The 17,442-nt window shown below is 72.6% G+C and carries 19 protein-coding genes and 1 pseudogene; 10 read left to right on the top strand and 10 right to left on the bottom strand.

Features of this window, described 5'->3' with window-relative positions:
- Nucleotides 1-34: 34 nt before the first annotated feature.
- The 3 genes from ABD296_RS20685 to ABD296_RS20675 are packed head-to-tail and all read right to left on the bottom strand — an operon-like array spanning nt 35 to nt 3,441.
- The gene (locus tag ABD296_RS20685) at nt 35-1,075 is read right to left on the bottom strand and encodes a phosphotransferase family protein (protein WP_344269346.1); all 1,041 of its coding nucleotides are present in this window, start codon (nt 1,073-1,075) and stop codon (nt 35-37) included.
- A complete protein-coding gene (eno, locus tag ABD296_RS20680) occupies nt 1,072-2,373 on the bottom strand; it encodes a phosphopyruvate hydratase (protein WP_344269343.1) in 1,302 nt (433 codons plus the stop codon). The genes ABD296_RS20685 and eno overlap by 4 nt, the downstream gene beginning before the upstream one ends.
- Nucleotides 2,374-2,424: 51 nt before the next feature.
- Nucleotides 2,425-3,441, bottom strand: coding sequence for a LacI family DNA-binding transcriptional regulator (locus ABD296_RS20675; protein WP_344269340.1), 1,017 nt, complete (start codon nt 3,439-3,441; stop codon nt 2,425-2,427).
- A 116-nt stretch (nt 3,442-3,557) separates the two neighbouring features.
- Here ABD296_RS20675 and ABD296_RS20670 point away from each other — a divergent pair, with 116 nt between their 5' ends.
- From ABD296_RS20670 to ABD296_RS20655, 4 genes are all read left to right on the top strand, one after another.
- Nucleotides 3,558-4,205, top strand: coding sequence for an FMN-dependent NADH-azoreductase (locus ABD296_RS20670; RefSeq protein ID WP_344269337.1), 648 nt, complete (start codon nt 3,558-3,560; stop codon nt 4,203-4,205).
- Nucleotides 4,206-4,331: 126 nt separating this feature from the next.
- On the top strand, nt 4,332-5,393 hold the full coding sequence (locus ABD296_RS20665) for an LLM class flavin-dependent oxidoreductase (protein WP_344269334.1): 1,062 nt from the start codon (nt 4,332-4,334) through the stop codon (nt 5,391-5,393).
- A complete protein-coding gene (locus ABD296_RS20660; RefSeq protein WP_344269331.1) occupies nt 5,390-6,004 on the top strand; it encodes an NAD(P)H-dependent oxidoreductase in 615 nt (204 codons plus the stop codon). Before ABD296_RS20665 ends, ABD296_RS20660 begins: the two co-directional genes overlap by 4 nt.
- Nucleotides 6,005-6,025: 21 nt before the next feature.
- Nucleotides 6,026-7,075: a Gfo/Idh/MocA family protein gene (locus ABD296_RS20655; RefSeq protein ID WP_344269328.1), complete on the top strand. Its 1,050-nt coding sequence runs from the start codon at nt 6,026-6,028 to the stop codon at nt 7,073-7,075.
- 19 nt (nt 7,076-7,094) lie between these two features.
- Here the strand turns inward: ABD296_RS20655 and ABD296_RS20650 are convergent, their stop codons facing one another.
- The gene (locus ABD296_RS20650; RefSeq protein ID WP_344269556.1) at nt 7,095-7,595 is read right to left on the bottom strand and encodes a TetR family transcriptional regulator; all 501 of its coding nucleotides are present in this window, start codon (nt 7,593-7,595) and stop codon (nt 7,095-7,097) included.
- Between ABD296_RS20650 and ABD296_RS20645 the strand changes: the two genes are divergently transcribed.
- Nucleotides 7,579-8,556, top strand: a complete 978-nt coding sequence (locus ABD296_RS20645) for an NAD(P)-dependent alcohol dehydrogenase (RefSeq protein WP_344269325.1) — start codon at nt 7,579-7,581, stop codon at nt 8,554-8,556. The two genes, ABD296_RS20650 and ABD296_RS20645, sit on opposite strands and share 17 nt — an antisense overlap.
- 28 nt (nt 8,557-8,584) lie before the next feature.
- Here the strand turns inward: ABD296_RS20645 and ABD296_RS20640 are convergent, their stop codons facing one another.
- Both ABD296_RS20640 and ABD296_RS50630 read right to left on the bottom strand, forming a co-directional pair.
- Complete coding sequence (locus ABD296_RS20640) at nt 8,585-9,031, bottom strand: Rossmann-fold NAD(P)-binding domain-containing protein (protein ID WP_344269322.1); 447 nt, start codon at nt 9,029-9,031, stop codon at nt 8,585-8,587.
- Nucleotides 9,032-9,303: 272 nt separating this feature from the next.
- Nucleotides 9,304-9,474, bottom strand: a pseudogene (locus ABD296_RS50630) (NAD-dependent epimerase/dehydratase family protein); the annotation flags it as partial.
- Nucleotides 9,475-9,650: 176 nt separating this feature from the next.
- Here ABD296_RS50630 and ABD296_RS20630 point away from each other — a divergent pair.
- Complete coding sequence (locus tag ABD296_RS20630; protein WP_344269316.1) at nt 9,651-10,517, top strand: helix-turn-helix domain-containing protein; 867 nt, start codon at nt 9,651-9,653, stop codon at nt 10,515-10,517.
- A 20-nt stretch (nt 10,518-10,537) separates the two neighbouring features.
- On the opposite strand, the gene ABD296_RS20625 is transcribed toward ABD296_RS20630, so the two are convergent.
- Both ABD296_RS20625 and ABD296_RS20620 read right to left on the bottom strand, forming a co-directional pair.
- Complete coding sequence (locus ABD296_RS20625) at nt 10,538-11,548, bottom strand: NADPH:quinone reductase (protein WP_344269314.1); 1,011 nt, start codon at nt 11,546-11,548, stop codon at nt 10,538-10,540.
- A 52-nt stretch (nt 11,549-11,600) separates the two neighbouring features.
- Nucleotides 11,601-12,551 carry an aldo/keto reductase gene (locus tag ABD296_RS20620; protein ID WP_344269312.1) on the bottom strand — a complete coding sequence of 317 codons (951 nt, stop codon included), beginning with the start codon at nt 12,549-12,551 and terminating at the stop codon, nt 11,601-11,603.
- Between the two features lie 73 nt (nt 12,552-12,624).
- Here ABD296_RS20620 and ABD296_RS20615 point away from each other — a divergent pair, with 73 nt between their 5' ends.
- Nucleotides 12,625-13,212, top strand: coding sequence for a TetR family transcriptional regulator (locus ABD296_RS20615; protein WP_344269309.1), 588 nt, complete (start codon nt 12,625-12,627; stop codon nt 13,210-13,212).
- 58 nt (nt 13,213-13,270) lie between these two features.
- Here the strand turns inward: ABD296_RS20615 and ABD296_RS20610 are convergent, their stop codons facing one another.
- Nucleotides 13,271-13,711 (bottom strand): MarR family winged helix-turn-helix transcriptional regulator, encoded by a 441-nt coding sequence (locus ABD296_RS20610; RefSeq protein WP_344269306.1) that lies wholly within the window; start codon nt 13,709-13,711, stop codon nt 13,271-13,273.
- An 85-nt stretch (nt 13,712-13,796) separates the two neighbouring features.
- Between ABD296_RS20610 and ABD296_RS20605 the strand changes: the two genes are divergently transcribed.
- Together ABD296_RS20605 and ABD296_RS20600 are read left to right on the top strand one after the other, a co-directional pair.
- Nucleotides 13,797-14,354 (top strand): quercetin 2,3-dioxygenase, encoded by a 558-nt coding sequence (locus tag ABD296_RS20605; RefSeq protein WP_344269303.1) that lies wholly within the window; start codon nt 13,797-13,799, stop codon nt 14,352-14,354.
- Nucleotides 14,351-15,205 carry an alpha/beta hydrolase gene (locus ABD296_RS20600; protein ID WP_344269300.1) on the top strand — a complete coding sequence of 285 codons (855 nt, stop codon included), beginning with the start codon at nt 14,351-14,353 and terminating at the stop codon, nt 15,203-15,205. The genes ABD296_RS20605 and ABD296_RS20600 overlap by 4 nt, the downstream gene beginning before the upstream one ends.
- Here the strand turns inward: ABD296_RS20600 and ABD296_RS20595 are convergent.
- Nucleotides 15,188-15,910: a S1 family peptidase gene (locus ABD296_RS20595; RefSeq protein ID WP_344269297.1), complete on the bottom strand. Its 723-nt coding sequence runs from the start codon at nt 15,908-15,910 to the stop codon at nt 15,188-15,190. The two genes, ABD296_RS20600 and ABD296_RS20595, sit on opposite strands and share 18 nt — an antisense overlap.
- Nucleotides 15,911-16,134: 224 nt before the next feature.
- Here ABD296_RS20595 and ABD296_RS20590 point away from each other — a divergent pair, with 224 nt between their 5' ends.
- A complete protein-coding gene (locus ABD296_RS20590) occupies nt 16,135-17,325 on the top strand; it encodes a beta-1,3-glucanase family protein (protein WP_344269294.1) in 1,191 nt (396 codons plus the stop codon).
- Nucleotides 17,326-17,442 lie beyond the last annotated feature (117 nt).

Raw genomic sequence — 17,442 nt, 5'->3', positions numbered from 1 at the left:
CGGCCCGCACCTGCTCGTCCGTCCTGCCGAGGTGTCACTTCGGGGCGGACCCGAGCATGTCGATCGCCGACGCGATCACCGTCGGCAAGGCGGACGGTCGAGCACCGAGCAGCAGTTTCCTGGCGACCGCGCGCACCGCGCCCTGCCGGCCCGCGTCGAGGTACTCGACCGGGGACAGGCCGTCGACGCGGGCGAGGAGCAGTGCCGGCAGCAAGGCGGCGGCCCTGTCGAGGGCCGAGCCGGCGGGCTCCCACGTCACGTGCCGCACATAGGCGTCGACCAGGGCGCGGGCCGATGCGGTGAGGGCTTCGCGCCGTCCGGGCACGACGAGTGTCTTGAGCACCAGATGGTTGACCACGAAGGCCAGGTCGAACGCCGGATCCCCGTACCACGCGCACTCGGCGTCGAGCAGGACCGGGCCGGACGGGCCGATGAGGATGTTCTTGGGGCTGACGTCGCCGTGGACCACGGCCAGGCGGGTGGTCGTGGTGCGGCGGACGATCCGCTCGAACTCGCCGGAGAGGTCGGGGTGCCGGGCGGCGGTGGCCATCAGGTAGGGGTCGATCCGGAGGCTCGCGAAGTTGCCGTCGGTGGCGAAGCGGCGCGCGAGGTCCCGGTCGCCGGCGCTCGCGGCGTGCAACCGGCCGATCAGGGAGCCGACCTCGGCGGCCTCGTCCTGCTGGACGGCTCCGTCCAGCAGGCGCGCCTTCCAGACGGGATGGTCCCGCGCCGGCAGGTAGCTCATCGCGAACAGGCCGCGGGCCTCGTCGTGGGCCAGCGGTTCCGGCGCCCGGCCCGGCACGACGGTGGCGGCGAAGGTGAGCCAGTCCCACTCGACGGTGTTCCGGCTGACCGGGGCGCGCCAGTCCCCTTCGACCTTCAGTCTCTCCAGCGCGCCCTTGACGCAGATGGTCCGGTCGGCGAGATCGACGCGCCACAGCTCGGACGACACGCCGCCGGTCAGCGGCGTCCAGACCGGCGTCTCGCCGCCGGCGACCAGCCCGTGCTCCACTAGGAAGCTGCGCGCGGTCTCCGGGACGGCCGCGCCGGCGGTCTCTCCCGGGGTGCCGCTCACGGGGCCAGCCCCGCGGCGAGGCGGGGGTAGCCGGTCATCCCGGCGAAGCCGAGCGCGGGGTCCTCGGCGATGCGGACGAGCTGGTTGTACTTCGCCATCCGGTCCGAGGTCCGGACGGACCCGATCTTTATCTGGCCGGCGCCGGTGCCGGCCGCGAGGTCGCTGATGAAGGAGTCCTCGGTCTCGCCCGACCGGGCCGACACCACGGGCACGTAACCGGCGGCGCGCGCCGCCGCGATGACGTCGAGCGTGCCGCTCAGGGTGCCGTTCTGGTTGACCTTGACCAGGACGCCGTTGGCCGCGCCGAGCCGGACACCCTGCTCCAGCCGGCGGCGGTCGGTGGTGAAGAGGTCGTCGCCGATGAGGTTGATCCGGTCGCCGAGCCGCTCGGTCAGAAGCGTCCAGCCCTGCCAGTCCTCCTCGTCGAGGGCGTCCTCGACCGAGGCGACCGGGAAGTCCTCGGTCCAGCCGGCGATCATCTCGATCATCTCCGCCCGGTCGGCGTACCTGCCCTCCCGTGCCAGGTGGTAGCGGCCCTCGGCGGCGTCCCAGAGCGAGTGCGCGGCGACGTCGATCGCCACCACGACGTCCCGCCCGGGGGTGAGCCCGGCGCGTTCGATCGCCTCGACCATCAGCTCCAGCGCGACCCGGCCCGTCTCCAGGCCCGGGCTCAGCCCGCCCTCGTCGGCCAGCAGGGTCGGCAGGCCCCGCGCGGCGAGGGCGTCGGCGGCGGCCGACCGGACGCGGATCGCCATCTCGATCGCCTCGTCCAGCGAGGCGGCGGAGGCCGGGACCGCCAGGAAGTCCTGGACGTCCATGCCGCGTCCGGCGTGCAGGCCGCCGCTGAGGATGTTGACCATGGGCATCGGGAGGCCGGGCGCGGTCCCCGCGAGTTCGGCCACCCACCGGTACAGCGGGGTGCGCAGGCTGTCGGCGGCGGCCCGGCACGCCGCCAGCGAGACCCCGAGGATCGCGTTGGCGCCGAGCCGCGCCAGGTGTTCCGTCCCGTCCAGGTCGATGAGGAGCTTGTCGAGCGCGGCCTGCTCGCGGACGTCGTGCCCGGTCACCGCCCGCGCTATCTCGCCGTTGACGTGGCCGACCGCCGTGCGCACGCCGAGCCCGGCGTACTCGCCGGTGCCGTCGCGCATCTCCCAGGCCTCGCTGCTGCCCGTCGACGCCCCGGACGGCACAGCCGCGCGGCCGAGGACGCCGTCGCCGGTCAGGACGTCGACCTCGACGGTGGGGCGGCCGCGCGAGTCGAAGATCTGGCGGGCGTGGACTCGGGCTATCCGTGTCATCGGGCATGCTCCTCGGTACGCGTGGGTGGTTCTTTCGGGGGAGGGGTGCCGTCAGCGACCTGCAGCCGGCGGCGCGGTGCTTCCCCGTTCGCGCAGGTATCCGCCTGTGCTCGAGACGAAGGGCGCCGGCTCGTCGCCGTCGCGCAGCCGCTGCAGCAGCCACATGGAACAGGCCGTGGCGACCTCGTGCACGGGGAGCGCCATCGTCGTCAGCCCGGGACCCCACCAGCCGAAGCCGAGCTCGTCGCCGAAGCCGACCACCGACAGCTCCCTCGGCACCGCGACGCAGCGCGAGGCGAGCTCCTCCAGCACGCCCTCCGTGATGCGGACCGACGCGGCGACCACGGCGGACGGCGGGTCAGGGCCGTCCAGCAGCCGGGCCAGCTCCCTGCGCGTGTCCTCGGCCGAACCGGGCGGCACGTGGGCGACCAGGCCGGCGTCGCGGTCGCCGACCACGTCGAGATAGCCCGCGAGCCGCCGCTCACCGGTCGACAGCCCCGCGGGGCCGCCGAGGTAGGCGATCCGCGTGTGCCCGAGGTCGTGCAGGTGGCGCGTCGCGTCGCGCAGCACCTGGCGGTCGTCGATCCCGAACGACTGGCGGGCCAGGTCCGGGTGCGTGCGCAGCAGCTGCACGTGGGGCACCTGGCGGAGCAGCCGGACCGTCTCGCCGCGCGGGTTCGGCGTCGGCACCACGATCACGCCCGCGACCTGCCCGGCGATCATCCCCCGCACCTGGGCGAGTTCGTTGTCGCGGTCGTCGCCGGTCTCGCAGAGCATCACCTGGTAGCCCTGCCGGCTCATGCACTGCGCCAGCGCGTGCGCCGCCGTGCTGTAGAACGTGTTGCCGACATCCGGGACCATCAGCCCGATCACCTTGCTGGACGCGCCCCGCATCATCCGGGCGGCCTGGTTGCCGACGTACCCGAGCTCGGCCGCCTCCCGCTCGACGCGGTGGCGCGTCTCGGTGCTGATCCGCGGGTCGCCGGCGAGCGCGCGGCCCACGGTCGAGACCGACAGGCCCAGCCGCTCGGCGATGTCCCGCGTGGTGATCCGCTTCCCCGCTTCCATGTGCTAACGATAGCACCCGCTCTTCCCGCGTGGCCCGGCTCACAGTCGCGATGACGGCCCCTGAGCGTATAGTTATCTGCATAGGCAACTAGATTTCTTCCGAAGGGGCTCTGACCATGGCACGGCTACTCCACATCGACTCCAGCGTCCAGGGTGACGGCTCGGTCAGCCGGCAGCTCACCGCCCGCGCCGCCGATGTCTGGCGCGCGGCCCACCCCGGAGGCACCGTCGTGTACCGCGACCTCGGCGCCGACCCGGTTCCCCATCTCGACGCCGTCGCCGGCATCAGCAGGCTCGTGCCGCCCGACCGGCACACCGAGGCGCAGGCCGCGTCCTGGGCGCTGACCGAGGAGCTCGTCGGCGAGGTCGCCGAAGCCGACGCGATCCTGCTCGGGCTGCCGCTGTACAACTACGGCGTTCCCAGCTCCGTGAAGGCCTGGGTCGACCATCTCATCGCGCCCGGCCTGGCCTACCACCCGGAGAGCATGGAGGGCCTGCTGGGCGGCCGCGACTTCGTCGCGATCGTCTCGCGGGGCGGCGGCTACGGCGTCGGCACCCCGAGGGAGGGCTGGGACCACGCGACCGCCTGGCTGCCGCACGGCCTGTCCCTGACGGGACTGGAGCCGCGGTTCATCACCGCCGAACTCACGCTCGCTCCGCAGAAGCCCGCGATGTCGAGCCTCGTCCCGCTGGCCGAGGAGAGCCGCCGCCAGGCCGAGGCCGCCATCGACAAGCTCTGGCCGCCCGCGGTGACCGGCATCTGACCCGGGCGCGGGGAGGCGTCCCCGCCACCGGAGTCGACCGCGCCGGAATAGCTGCCTGCGCAGACAAGTTAAGGATCGGTGACGGGGACGCGCGGAGCCGCGGACCGGGAGAGAGAGGGGAACAGCATGCCATTCGAAATCGGCGTCATGACGTTCGGAGAGCTCACGGAGGACCTGGCGACCGGGGCCCTCCCGTCCCCGCGGCAGCGCGTCCGCGAGACGATCGAGCAGGCGCAGGTCGCCGACCAGGCGGGGCTGGACGTCTTCGGCGTCGGCGAGCACCACCGCACCGACTTCGTCGGATCGGCGCCGGCCATCCTGCTGGCCGCCGCCGCGGAGAAGACCGAGAACATCAAGCTGACGAGCTCGGTCACCGTCCTCAGCTCGGAGGACCCCGTGCGCGTCTGGGAGCAGTTCGCCACGATCGACCTGCTGTCGGCCGGACGCGCCGAGATCATCGCCGGCCGCGGCTCCTACAGCGAGTCCTTCCCGCTGTTCGGCTACGACCTGAAGGACTACGCCGAGCTGTTCCGCGAGAAGCTCGACCTGCTGCTCAAGATCCGCGACCAGAACCCGCTGACCTGGAAAGGACGCTTCCGCGCCCCGCTGGTCGACGCCGACATCGCGCCCCGCGCCGACGGCGGCACCCTCCCGATCTGGGTCGGGGTCGGCGGATCGCCCGCGTCCGCCGTCAGCACCGGCCGCCTCGGCCTTCCCATGGCGCTCGCGCTGCTGCTCGGGCCGATGACCTTCCACGAGGAGACCGTCGAGCTGTACCGGGCGGCCGCGGCGGAGTCCGGGCACGACGCGGCCGCGCTGCCGATCAGCATCAACGCGCACGGGTTCGTCGGACGCACCAGCCAGGGCGCGCGGGACGTCATGTACCCCTACTTCGCCAAGGGGATGATGGACAACAACCACCAGCGCGGCCGCGGCTTCCGGATGCCCCGGGCCGCGTTCGACGCGCAGTCCTCGCCGCGGGCCGGGCTGCTCGTGGGCAGCCCGCAGGAGATCATCGACAAGCTGCTCGGCTACCACGAGCTGTACGGCCTCGACCGCGCCGTCATCCAGATGGGCTTCGGCGGCGTGCCGCAGAAGGACCACCTCGAGGCGATCGAACTGCTTGCCACCGAGGTCGCGCCGGTCGTGCGCCGCGAGGTCGCGCTGCGCCAGAGGAGCGCGGCATGACCATCGTCGCGCAGGACCGCGGCACAGACCCGGTCACCAGGATTCCGGCTCCGCGGCTGCGGGTCGTCGTCGTCAACGGCAGCCCCAGCCGGCCGTCCAAGACGATGGGGCTGGTCGACGTCGTCCTCGACAACCTGAAGGACATGCTCCCCATCGAGGTGTCCAGGGTCGACGTCTACCGGCTGGGCGCGGGCTTCACTGGAGCGATCGAGCGCGAGGACGTCACGCCGGAGGTCGAGGACGCGCTCCGGCTCGCCGAGAACGCGGACCTGCTCATCGCCGCCGCGCCCGTGTTCCGTGGCTCGTATCCCGGCATGTTCAAGCACTTCTTCGACCTCGTCGAGCAGTACGCGCTCGCGAACAAGCCCGTCCTGCTCGCCGCGACGGGCGGAGGCGACCACCATGCGCTCGTCCTGGAGCACGCCATGCGGCCGTTGTTCGCCTTCTTCCAGGCGTTGACGATCCCGGTCGCGTTCTTCGCGTCCGCCGGCGACTTCGATGGCACGACCCTGCTCAACCCCCGCGTCCACGGGCGCATCGAGGTCGGGCTCACGGACGTCGTGGATCTTCTCCGGGCCCGTGCGACGGGCGCGAAGAGCCTTTCTTCTTGATTTTCATCGTTGGAGGACGACATGGGCGAGTTCGGCGTCGGCATCATCGGTGCGAGCCCTGACAGCGGCTGGGCGTTCGGCGCGCACGTCCCGGCGATCGCGGCGACCCCGGGGCTCCGGGTCGCCGCGGTGGCGACCACCCGGGAGGAGTCGGCCCGGCGGGCCGCGGACCTCCTCGGCGGCGCCGAGTGGTTCACCGACCCCGTCGCGCTGGCGGGGAGCGCGGCGGTCGACCTGGTCGTGGTCTCGGTCCGGGTGCCGCGGCACCGGGAGCTGATCATGGCCGCGCTGCCGGCCGGCAAGCCGATCCTGTCGGAGTGGCCGCTCGGCGCGTCGACGGCCGAGGCGGAGGAGATCGCCGAAGCCGCCCGATCCGCCGGGGTGCGCGGATTCGTCGTGCTGCAGGGCCGGTGCGACCCGGTGATCAGCGAGGCCCGGAACCTCGTCGCGTCCGGTGCGCTGGGCGAGCTGCAGGCGCTGTCCGCCCGCTCGTCCCGGACGCCGGGCACCGTCTTCCCGGCGGAGCTGGCCTACACCCTCGACGCGGCCAACGCCGCCGGGACGCTCGAAGTCCACGGCGGGCACCTGCTCGACCTGCTCGACCACCTCGTCCCCGGCCTGGAGGTGATCGACGCGACGTCGTCGCTGGTCCGCACCACCTACCCGGTCACCGGAAGCGACGAGCCGGCGGCCGTCACCGCACCGGAAGTCCTCTCCGCGACGCTGCGCGTCGGACGGTCGGGCATCGGCAGCGTCACCGCATGGGACGGTGATCCGGCGGGGTCGACGGTGATCGTCCTTCAGGGCCTGGACGGACGGCTCGAACTGCGGACAGCGGACCCCGGCATGGCGCCGCTACGCCAGCCGCAGATGGCGCCGTTCCACGGAACGCTGGTCACCGCCAGCGGTACTCGGGAGCTGGCCCCGGCCGCGAGCGACCTGCCGGTCGCGGCCCGGAACCCGGCCGCCCTCTACCGGCTGGTGGCCGAGGACCTGGCGAACGGAACCACCACCGCACCGACGTTCGAGCAGGCCGTCACCCTGCACAGGCGGCTGGACCCGTTCCGCTAGGACGCGCTCACCGCGGCCGTCACTCCGCCACGACGGCGCGCCGGACGCATTCGCGGAGCAGGGCACGGCGCCGCTCGTGCACCTCGGGGGACTCCTCGGCGGTCGCCGCGTAGACGTTGCTGACGGGCGACCAGGCCATGGACATGGCGATGACCATGGCCATCACGTCGAACGGGTCTCCCTCGCGGACGCGTCCGGCGGCCTGGGCCTCGGCGATGGCGCGCAGCTTGCGGTCGTCCATGCGGTCGTGGTCGTCAACGAGATGACCGGCCGGTCGGCGCTCCAGGCGGGCCCAGGTCGCCAGCCGGATCAGGTCGGGACGGCGCAGATACTCGTCGTAGAGGCGCACGGCCCAGTCCGCGAGGTCGTCGGCGTCGATCGGGACGACGTTCACGATCCGTTCCAGCGAGCCGAAGAAGATCGTGTCGAAGAGCTTCTCCTTGTTGCCGAAGTAGGCGTAGAGCTGCGCCTTGTTGCTGCGCGCGGCGGCCACGATCCGCTCGATGCGCGCCCCGGCGATTCCGCGCTCGGCGAACTCCTGCGTCGCCGCGTCGATGATGCGCTGGTACGTCGCCGCTCCGCGCGCGGTCAGGACTGCTCGGCCATGCCTTGCACCGCTGCAGCGCCGCGACCTGCGTCCCGACGACCTGGCCGTCCGGGTCGACTACTGCGGCGTCTGCCACACCGATCTGCACGCCCTCGGCGGCCATGACGGCGACGCGCCCCTGGTGCCGGGGCACGAGTTCACGGGCGTGGTGACCGAGACCGGGCCCGCGGTCACCCGCTTCTCCGCCGGCGACCCCGTCGCGATCGGCAACATCGTTGATTCCTGCGGCCAGTGCCCCATGTGCCGGGCCGGTCAGGAGAACTTCTGCCACGCCTTCCCGACCCTGACCTACGGCGGCACCGACCGGCAGGACGGAACGACCACCCTCGGCGGCTACTCACGCGAGTACGTCGTCCGCGACCGCTTCGCCTACCCGCTTCCCGCCGGCCTGGGCCACCTCGCGGTCAAGCTGGCCGTCGCGCTCGGCGCCGACACCTCGGTCATCAGCCGCTCGCCCGGCAAGGCGGACGACGAGCGCCGTCTCGGCGCACAGGCGCTCATCGTGTCCACGGACCCGGCCCAGATGGCCGAGGCCCGCGACCGGTTCGACGTCGTCATCGACACCATCTCCGCCCCGCACGACGTCGGCCCGTACCTGCGGCTCGTCGCCATGGACGGCACGCTCAGCCACCTGGGCGACCTCGGGCCCGTCACCGTGGAGACCATGGACCTGCTCGTCGGGCGCAAGAAGCTCAGCTCCGCGGGAAGCGGTGGACGGCCCGGCACCGAGGCCATGCTGGCCTTCTGCGCCGAGAAGGGCGTCACCGCCGACATCGAACTGCTCCCTTCGGCCCGCGTCAACGAGGCTCTCGACCGCCTCCGCCGCAACGACGTCCGCTACCGCTTCGTCCTCGGCATGTCCGACCTGGACTGACGAAGGAGACCGGACCGAGCGTCTCCTCTCAGTCGTCGTAGTGGCCGGCGGCGATGTCCTCCAAGAGGGTCGGGCCGGTGGGGGACCACCCGAGCAGGTCGCATGTGATCCGACTGGAGGCGGGGATGTCCATGGCCATGATCCTCCCGACGAACGGGAGGGCGGAGGCGAGCCTGCCGGCCGGAACGGACTCGGCGCGGACGCCCAGCCGGGCGGCCAGCGCCTCGGCGATCCGCCGGACCGGCACGCCCTCCTCCGCGACGGCGTGCAGGACGGACCCGGCGGGTGCCTTCTCCAGCCCGAGGCGCACGAGCCAGGCGGCGTCGGACCGGTGGACGGCGGGCCACCGGTTCGTCCCCTCGCCCGGGTAGAACACCGTCCCGTCGCGCCGGGCCGCCGGCGCGATGATCGCCACGAACTGGTGGTCGCCCTCACCGTGCACGCTCGGCGCGAACCGGACGCCGACCGCCCGCACGCCGCGGTCCGCGTACTCCAGGGCCAGGTTCTCCGCGCCCCCGCGCAGAGATTCCGGGCCCGACCGCGAGGTTGGGGTCGCGCTCGGTGACGGGCCGTCCGAGGGCGAACCCGCCCAGGCCGGAGGCGAGCACGAACGGCCGGTCCGAGCCGGCGAGGGCCTCGACGATCGTCCGGACGGCGGCGCGCTCGGCGCGGTCGGGCGGGGTCGTCCCAGTCGTGCTTGTTGGCGAGGTGCACGACGGCGTCGGCGTCCTTCGCGCCGGCGCGGAGGGAGCCGAGGTCGTCGAGGTCGCCCCGGTGGACCACAGCGCCGAGCCCGGCGACGACCGCCGCCGACTCGCCGGACCGGACCATGCCGACGACCTCGTGACCTGCGGCGACCAGCTCGGCGACGACCGCACGGCCGATGAAGCCGGACGCTCCTGTGACGAAGACGCGCATATTCTCTCCAATCCGATCGTGAGCAGCACCTTGGTGGCGCGGTGCTCGTCCATCGCCTTGCTCGCCGGGTGTGCCGGGGCCAGCAGACACCGGCGGCGGCGAGCGCGAGAGTCCCTGACGTGACGTGCCCTGACAGGGCACCCCTCGGCCGTGCGGGGCCGACGTACTCTCGGCTCATGGACAACCGTCACGAGGTGCGCGAGTTCCTCATGTCGCGGCGCGCCAAGGTGACCCCCGCGCAGGCGGGGCTGCCCGCCGGGCTCAACCGGCGGGTGCCCGGGCTGCGCCGCAGCGAGGTCGCGATGCTCGCCGGCGTGAGCGTGGAGTACTACTCGCGGCTCGAACGGGGCGCGGTCCGGGGCGCGTCCGCCGCCGTCCTGAACGCCATCGCCGACACCCTGCACCTCGACGACGCCGAGCGCGCGCACCTGTTCGACCTGGCCCGCGCCGCCGACGGCATCCCCGCCTCCGGACGGCGGCGCCGCCGCGCGACCAGGCCGGCCGCCATGCGCCCCGCCCTCGCCTGGACGCTGGAGGCGATCACCGACGCCGTCGCCTTCGTCCGCAACACCCGGATGGACGTCCTGGCGGCCAACGCCCTCGGCCGGGCGTTCTACTCTCCCTTGATCGGCGACGCGGGACGCGTCCCGAACCTGGCGCGGTTCCTGTTCCTCGACCCCGCCGCGCACGACTTCTACCCCGACTGGGACCGCTTCGCGCAGATGAGCGTGGCGATGATCCGCGCCGAGGCCGGACGCGACCCGCACGACCGTGGCTTGCAGGATCTCGTGGGCGAGCTCTCCACGCACAGCGAGACGTTCCGCAGGCTGTGGGGCGCGCACGACGTGCACATCCTCGGAGCCGGTACCAAGCGCTTCCACCACCCGGACGTCGGCGAGCTGGTCCTCGCCCACGAGGAGCTCGCCGTCACCGCCGAACCCGGGCTGGCGCTCATCGTCTATACCGCGCAGCCCGGGTCGGCGTCCGACGAACGGCTCCGGCTCCTGGGCTCCCTGGCCGCCGAGACCGCGTCCGCCACCTGATTCGCGGCGGCGGGCCGTCACTACGGGACGTCCACCAGGACCTTGCCGACCGTGCCGTTCTCCACCGCCCGGTGCGCGTCGGCGGTGCGGTCGAGCGGGAAGCGGACGAGCGGCAGGCCGTGCTCCGCGCCGACCGGCAGGGCACCGTCGCTGACTGCGGCGGCGACGTCCTCAGCGGCTGCGGAGGTCGCCTCCGGGCCGGCTGTGTAGAGCACCAGGAACTGGAAGCGCGTGTTCAGCACCATGTTCTGCGGCACGTTCAGTTCGACCGACCGGCCGCCGTCGTTGGCGTAGGTCGAGACCGTGCCGCGCGGCCGCAGGACGGCGAGATCCAGGGCGAGGTTCGCGCCGAGCGCCACCTCGGCGACGATGTCGACGCCGTCCGGGGCGACCTCGCGGATCGCGGCGGACGGGTCGCCCTCGCGGTAGTTGATCACGTGGTGGGCGCCGGCGGCGGTGGCCAGCCGGGCCTTCTCCGGGCCGCTGACCGTGCCGATCACGGTGGCGCCGGCCCAGCGGGCGAGCTGGATCACCGCGTGCCCGACCGCCCCGGCTCCGCCCGCCGCGAGCACCACCCTGCCGCCGAGCGCGCCGGGCCGCAGGCGGCGCGGCCCGTCCTCGGCGACGGTGAGCGCGCGGTGCGCGGTGAGAGCGGGGACGCCGAGCGAGGCGCCGGCCTCGAAACCGACCCCGTCGGGCAGCGGCACGGCCCGCTCGGCGGGCACGACGGTGAACTCGGCGGCGGTGCCGGTGGGCCGCCCGGCGGCGGCCATGAACAGCCAGACCCGCCGGCCGACCCGGCCCTGATCGACCCCCTCGCCGACGGCGTCGATCACGCCGGCGCCGTCCAGGTGCGGGGTGACCTCGGGGAACGCCATGGCGGTACCGGAGCGGGCCTGCCAGTCGGCCGGGTTGACCCCGGACACCGCGACCCGGACGCGGACCTCGCCGGGGCAGGGCGCGGGCAGGTCGCGGTCGACGAGCTGGAGCACGTCGGGGCCGCCATTGTCGCGATAGATGATGGCCTTCATGATCCGTCCTGGTCGGTGCTGATGTGATGGGGGAAGAGGGCGTCCATCCCGGCTAGCCGATCGGGACTTCGCTGGAGCGGGACTCGACGGCGTCGAGGGCGGCCCGCGTCGCGTCGTCGAAGGCGATCTCGCCGACCGCCATGTTGGCCTCCAGGTGGCCGGCGTCGGCGGTCCCGGGGATGAGCAGCACGTTCGGGGCGTGGTGCAGCAGCCAGGCCAGGCCGATCTGCGACGGCGTGACGCCCAGCGACGCCGCCGCGGCGTGGACGGCCGGCTCTTCGGTGACCTTGGGCAGGCCGGGGAAGGCGCCGCCGAGCGGGAAGAACGGCACCCAGGCGATGTCCTCGGCCGCGCACAGCCGCAGCATGTCCTCGTCGTCGCGGGAGACGAGGCTGTAGGCGTTCTGCACGCAGGCGATGCCGGCCGGCAGGGCGCGGCGCAGGCCGTCGAGGGTGACGCTGCTCAGCCCGATCGCGCCGATCTTGCCCTCGTCGCGCAGGGCGGTCATCACCGCGAGCTGGTCGTCGAGATCGACCACCTGGTCGCCCTCCGGGCGCAGGCCGGGGCCGGAGTCGAGGCGGCGGAGGTTGATCACCTGCAGCTGGTCGACGCCGAGGCTGCGCAGGTTGTCCTCGACACTGGCGCGCAGCTGTTCGGGCCGTTGCGCCGGACGCAGCGGCAGCCGCCCGCCCGGGTCGGGGTCGGCGCCGACCTTGGTGACGACCAGGACGCCGTCCTCGGGACGCAGCGCCTCGCGGATCACGGCGTTGGCGAAGCCGAAGCCGTAGAACTCGGCGGTGTCCACATGGTCGACGCCCAGTTCGACCGCGCGGCGCAGCAGCGCGACGGCGTCGCCGCGGCGGTCGTGCAGCCGGGGGAGCTGGGCCGCGCCGTAGCCGACCCGGGACACGGTGCGGCCCGCGAACGCGGTGGTAGAGGTGCTGATGGGAGTGCCTCCTCGGTCGGTGACGCGCCCTCGTCCGGACGCCGTCGACGGCCCCACCGTACAAGCGCTGGATGACAGATATCAATATTTGTCAGTCGATATCCGGTCGGTGAGCTGACATACTGGGGCGATGCGCGGGGAGCCGCTCGACGCGGAGATGATCGTGTCGGCCACCGAAGAGGTGCTGCGCCGGCACGGTCCGGAGAAGACCACGGTGCTCGATGTTGCGCGGTTGCTGGGAGTGAGCCACGGCAGCGTGTACCGGCATTTCCCGTCCAAGGCGGCGCTGCGCGAGGCCGTGATACGGCGCTGGCTCGACCGGGTGCGGGACGACTTCGCCGCGGCGGTCCAGGACTCCGGACCGACCCCGCCCGACCGGTTGCGCGGCCTGCTCACCACCATGTTCGCCGCGAAATGGGCGAAGGCGAAGGAGGACCCGGAGCTGTTCGCCACCTTCCGGGTGCTGGCGGCGGAGCACAGCAGCGTGTCGTCCGCCCATGTCGCGTTCCTGCTCGCCCAGATCCGCGCCATCGTCGCCGACGGCATGGCCAGTGGCGACTTCGCGCGCGGGGAGCCGGAGGTGATCGCGCGGGCCGTCTTCGACGCGACCAGCCGCTTCCACGATCCGATGCACGCCGCGGAGTGGAGTTCCCCCGAGGCTCAGGCGAAGGCCGAGGGCGTCATCTCGCTTATCCTCGACGGCATCCGGGCACGGTGAGGACGGCCGGACGAAGGTCGTCCCGGTCAGGATCCCGTGGCCGCCGGGCCGCGCCGGCTTAAGAAATGTCGCTCGGCGGCGGGCCCCACGGTGCTTCGAGGGCCGAGCGCAGTGCCGCGACCGCTTCCGCGCCGATCCGTTCGGCGAGCGTCCGTTCGAGGCGTTCCAGGACGTCCAGCGCGCGGCGATGGACGCGCTCGCCCTCGGCGGTGCGGCGGATCAGCCGCTGCCGCGCCGAGCCGGGGTCCGGGACCTGCTCCAGGATTCCCGTGTCGACCAGGCCGTGCACCGCCTGGTGGACGGTCTGCCGGGTCACCCCCATCCGGCGGGCCAGTTCCGAGACTGTCGTGCCGTCGTCATCGAGCACGGCGAACAGGCCGAACTCGGTTGGGGACACGGTGGGCTCCCCGGTCTCCCGCATGGCCGCGGTCAGCCCTTCGTCGAACCAGCGGCGGGCGTTCCCGAGGAGCCGCGGCAGGTCATGGCCGGTGGACGTCATCGGCGGGAGCCTATCGGCGCCGCCCGGGGCTTCGGGTAATGTCAGGTAGCCTGACAATCGTGATGCCGCTTTTCCGAGGACGCCCATGACCATCGAGTACTCCACGCCGTACCGCCGCACCTCCAAGATCCCGGCCGAACCGGGCACGCCCTACTTCATCGAGAAGGGCCTGGGCGACCGCGCGCACCTCTTCGGTGACCTGGTCACCGTGTACGCGGGCGGCGAGCAGACCGAGAACGCCTTCAACTTCTTCACCGTCGAGGGGCCCAAGGGCGACCTGATCCCGGCGCACCGCCACGACGACACTCACGAGGTCTTCTACGTCACCGACGGGGCCGTCCGGGTGTTCGTCGAGGACGCCGAAGGCCGCCAGCAGGAGAGGCTGCTGACCTCCGGCGACTTCGGCTTCGTGCCCAAGAGCTGCACGCACGCCTACCGGATCGAACGCCACCACAGCCGGATCGTCGGTGTCGCCGCCGGACCGGGCGGCACCTTCGAGCGGTTCTTCGAGAACCTCGGCACGCCCACCGACCAGGTCGGCCTTCCGCCCCGGCCGTACGTGCCGGCGCCGGAGAAGTTCGGCATCGTGCCGCAGCGGTTCGACGTGACGTTCCTGCCCGACCACCGGTGGCGGACGCGATGAGCGGCCTCCGGGACCTCATCGCCGCCCCGCACCCGGACGTCGCGCCCCTCCCGCCCCCCGCCCCGCCGGGCGTGCGCGTCATGCGCGGCGTCCCGTACGCCGAACTCGACGGGGTTCGCCCGCTGGAACTGGACCTGTGGCTCCCGGATGCCCCTGGCGCCCCGCTCGTGCTCTTCCTGCACGGCGGCGCCTGGCGGCGCGGCCGCCGCGACGACATGGGCATGCGCACCCGCGCGTGGTCGCCCGGCCCGTTCGCGCGGCTCGCCGCCGCCGGATTCGCCGTGGCCTGCGCCGACTACCGGCTCAGCGGCGAGGCGGCGTTCCCCGCCCAGCTCGACGACGTCCGCGCCGCCCTGCGCTGGCTCGCCCTCCGCTCCGCGGACCTCGGCATCGACCCCGGCCGCGTCGTGGTGTGGGGCGAGTCGGCGGGCGGCCACCTGGCCTCGCTCCTCGCCCTCACCTCCGACGAGCCGCGCGTCGCCGCAGCCGTCGTCTGGTACGGGCCCGCGGACCTTTCTCTGTCGCCCGGACCGCCGGAATCGCTCCTGCTCGGCGCCAGCCCCGCGACCGACTCCGCGAAGGCCCGCGAAGCGAGCCCCGTCGCACACGCCCATCCGGGCGCGCCGCCGTTCCTGCTCGTCCACGGCGAGGACGACACCCTGGTCCCCTGCGCGCACTCGCAGGCCCTCGCGGCCCGGCTGCGCGAAGCGGGCGCCTCGGCCGACCTGCGCCTCGTCCCGTCCGCCGACCACGGCTGGCACGGCGTCCCCGACGGCGACGTCGAGTCGATCTTCGACGCCTCGCTGCGGTTCGCGCTGGACGCCGTCCGCCGCCTACCGCCGGGTCACTGAACGGATCCAGGCGAGCTGTTGCGCGACCTCCCCGGCCTGGGCGAACTTCTCCCGGTCGGAGCCGTCGAAGACGCCGAGAAGGGTCTCGGCGCCGCGCGGGCCGATGCTCATCACCGGGCCCCCGGAGTCGCCGCCGGCGGGAATTCCGGACACCTTGAGCATGCAGAAGTCCGAGCCGCCCGGTGCGGTGTAGCCGGTGCATCGCGGGTCGTCCGGTCGCACGACCCGCAGCGTCGACTGCTTGAGCACGGGGGACTGGCAGGCGTTCTCGTCGCCGGTGCAGGTAGCACCCCACCCGTACTGCCGCACGACCTGACCGGGGTGGACGCGGGACGTGGCCAGGCGCGCCGTGCGGACCTTCATCGGCGGGACCTTGACGAGCATCATGTCGGCGCGGGCGCTTCCCACCCGCCGGCCGCGCAGCGGGCGGACCGTGGTGCCCTTCCGGATGTCGAGGCTGCCGACGCGGAACGCGATCCGCTTGTCGGCGACCGGCTCGCCCTGCAGGAAGAAGCAGTGCGAGGCGGTGATGATCCATTGGTGCGTGACGGCCGTCCCGGTGCAGGCCGGCTTACCGTCCACGAGCATGCGCACCGCCCAAGGGCCGTAGGTGCTCTTCGACCCGCCGATGACGGCGGAGGCCGGCGCGGACGCCATCACCGAACCCGTCACCAGGACCAACGCGATCAGCACCAACACACGCACTCGCCGCACCATTCGGAACCGCTCCTCTCGCCGGGGCCATGGGCCGTCCTGGCGATGAGACACCCCGCCGGGCCGAAAAGTTCTGGAGCACGTCGATGGCCGTACTGGAAGGACTCTTGACAGTAATGGCGTGATCCGGGACGTTAATGACCGTAGACGTCTCTTCCTGATGCGCGCGTGTCACGGCAACGGCAACCGAACCGACCCCCGCAGGAGGGTTTCCGTTGGTCACCCGCAGATCGTTCCTCGCCGCGGCCGGAACGGCCGCGCTCGCCGTCCCGTTCGGACGCGGCCTGCTCGGCACGCCGGCGTTCGCCGCCCCCTCGACGTGCGGGCTCACGCTCGCCAACCACGGCTCCGCACCCGTCAACGCCTACATCACCGGCCGCGAGCAGGGCACCGACCGGCTGATGCTGCTCCGCGCCGACAGCACGCCATACTACCCGCCGTCGCCCTCGGCGCCGCAGACCCCGCTCCCCGTGGACTGCTCGATCCCGGTCAGCGCCGGCGGCGAGGCGAACCTCACCCTCGGGCAGATGTACGCCGCCCGCATCTACTTCGTGAAGAACGACCGGCTCGACTTCTTCGTCAACCCCGGGCCCGCGCTCGTCGAACCGGCGTTCGCCAACCCGTCCGACTCCAATTACCTGAAGACCTGGTCGTTCTGCGAATTCACGTTCAATTCGACGCAGCTGTTCGCGAACATCTCCTACGTCGACCTGCTCACCGCGCTGCCGATCGGGCTCGACCTCGCCGGCGATTCCACGCATACGGTCGCGTCCGCGCCCGCCGGAGCGGTCGAAGCGGTCGCGGACGCCCTCGTCGCTCAGAAGAACACGGACGGACAGCCCTGGGACCAGCTCGTCATCCGCAACAACGGCGGTGTCCTGCGGGTCGTCGCACCACAGGACCACATGGCGAGCAACCCCGGCGCCTTCTCCTCGTACTGGGACGGCTACGTCGACCAGGTGTGGGCCAAGTACGCCGGAACCGACCTCCACGTGGACATCCAGGGCGGACGCGGCATCTACACCGGGCGCGTCACCAACGATGTCCTGACCTTCAACGACGGGAGCACGTTCGCCCGGCCCGCGTCCAAGGACATCTTCACCTGCAACGACGGGCCGTTCGCCAACAACCCGGGTGACAGCGACATCAAGAAGGGCCTGCTCGCGCGCATCGCCGCCGCGTTCAACCGCAGCACGATCCTGAGCAGCGCCGACCAGCCGAACGGCACCCGCGAATCGGACTACTACCAGGACCCGACCACCAACCACTGGGCGCGGATCCTGCACGCCCACACCCCGATCGGCTACGCCTTCCCGTACGACGACGTCTGTCCCGACGGTCAGCCGGACGTCTCCGGCGCCGCCAGCGACGCCAACCCGCAACACCTCACCGTCACCGTCGGCTAGAACGCATCGAAGCCACCCTCGTCCGCACGCTCTGAGCCGCGGGACTGTCTGAAAGTCTGTGGGTGAGGCGGTGATCGGTTTTCAGTTCAGGGTGATGCGGTCACCGTAGTGCAGCGA

Origin of the sequence: Actinomadura napierensis (assembly GCF_039529375.1) — a bacterium.
GTDB classification, from domain to species: domain Bacteria; phylum Actinomycetota; class Actinomycetes; order Streptosporangiales; family Streptosporangiaceae; genus Spirillospora; species Spirillospora napierensis.
Note: the sequence above shows the minus strand (reverse complement) of the source record. Positions and strands in the feature narration are given on the sequence as shown.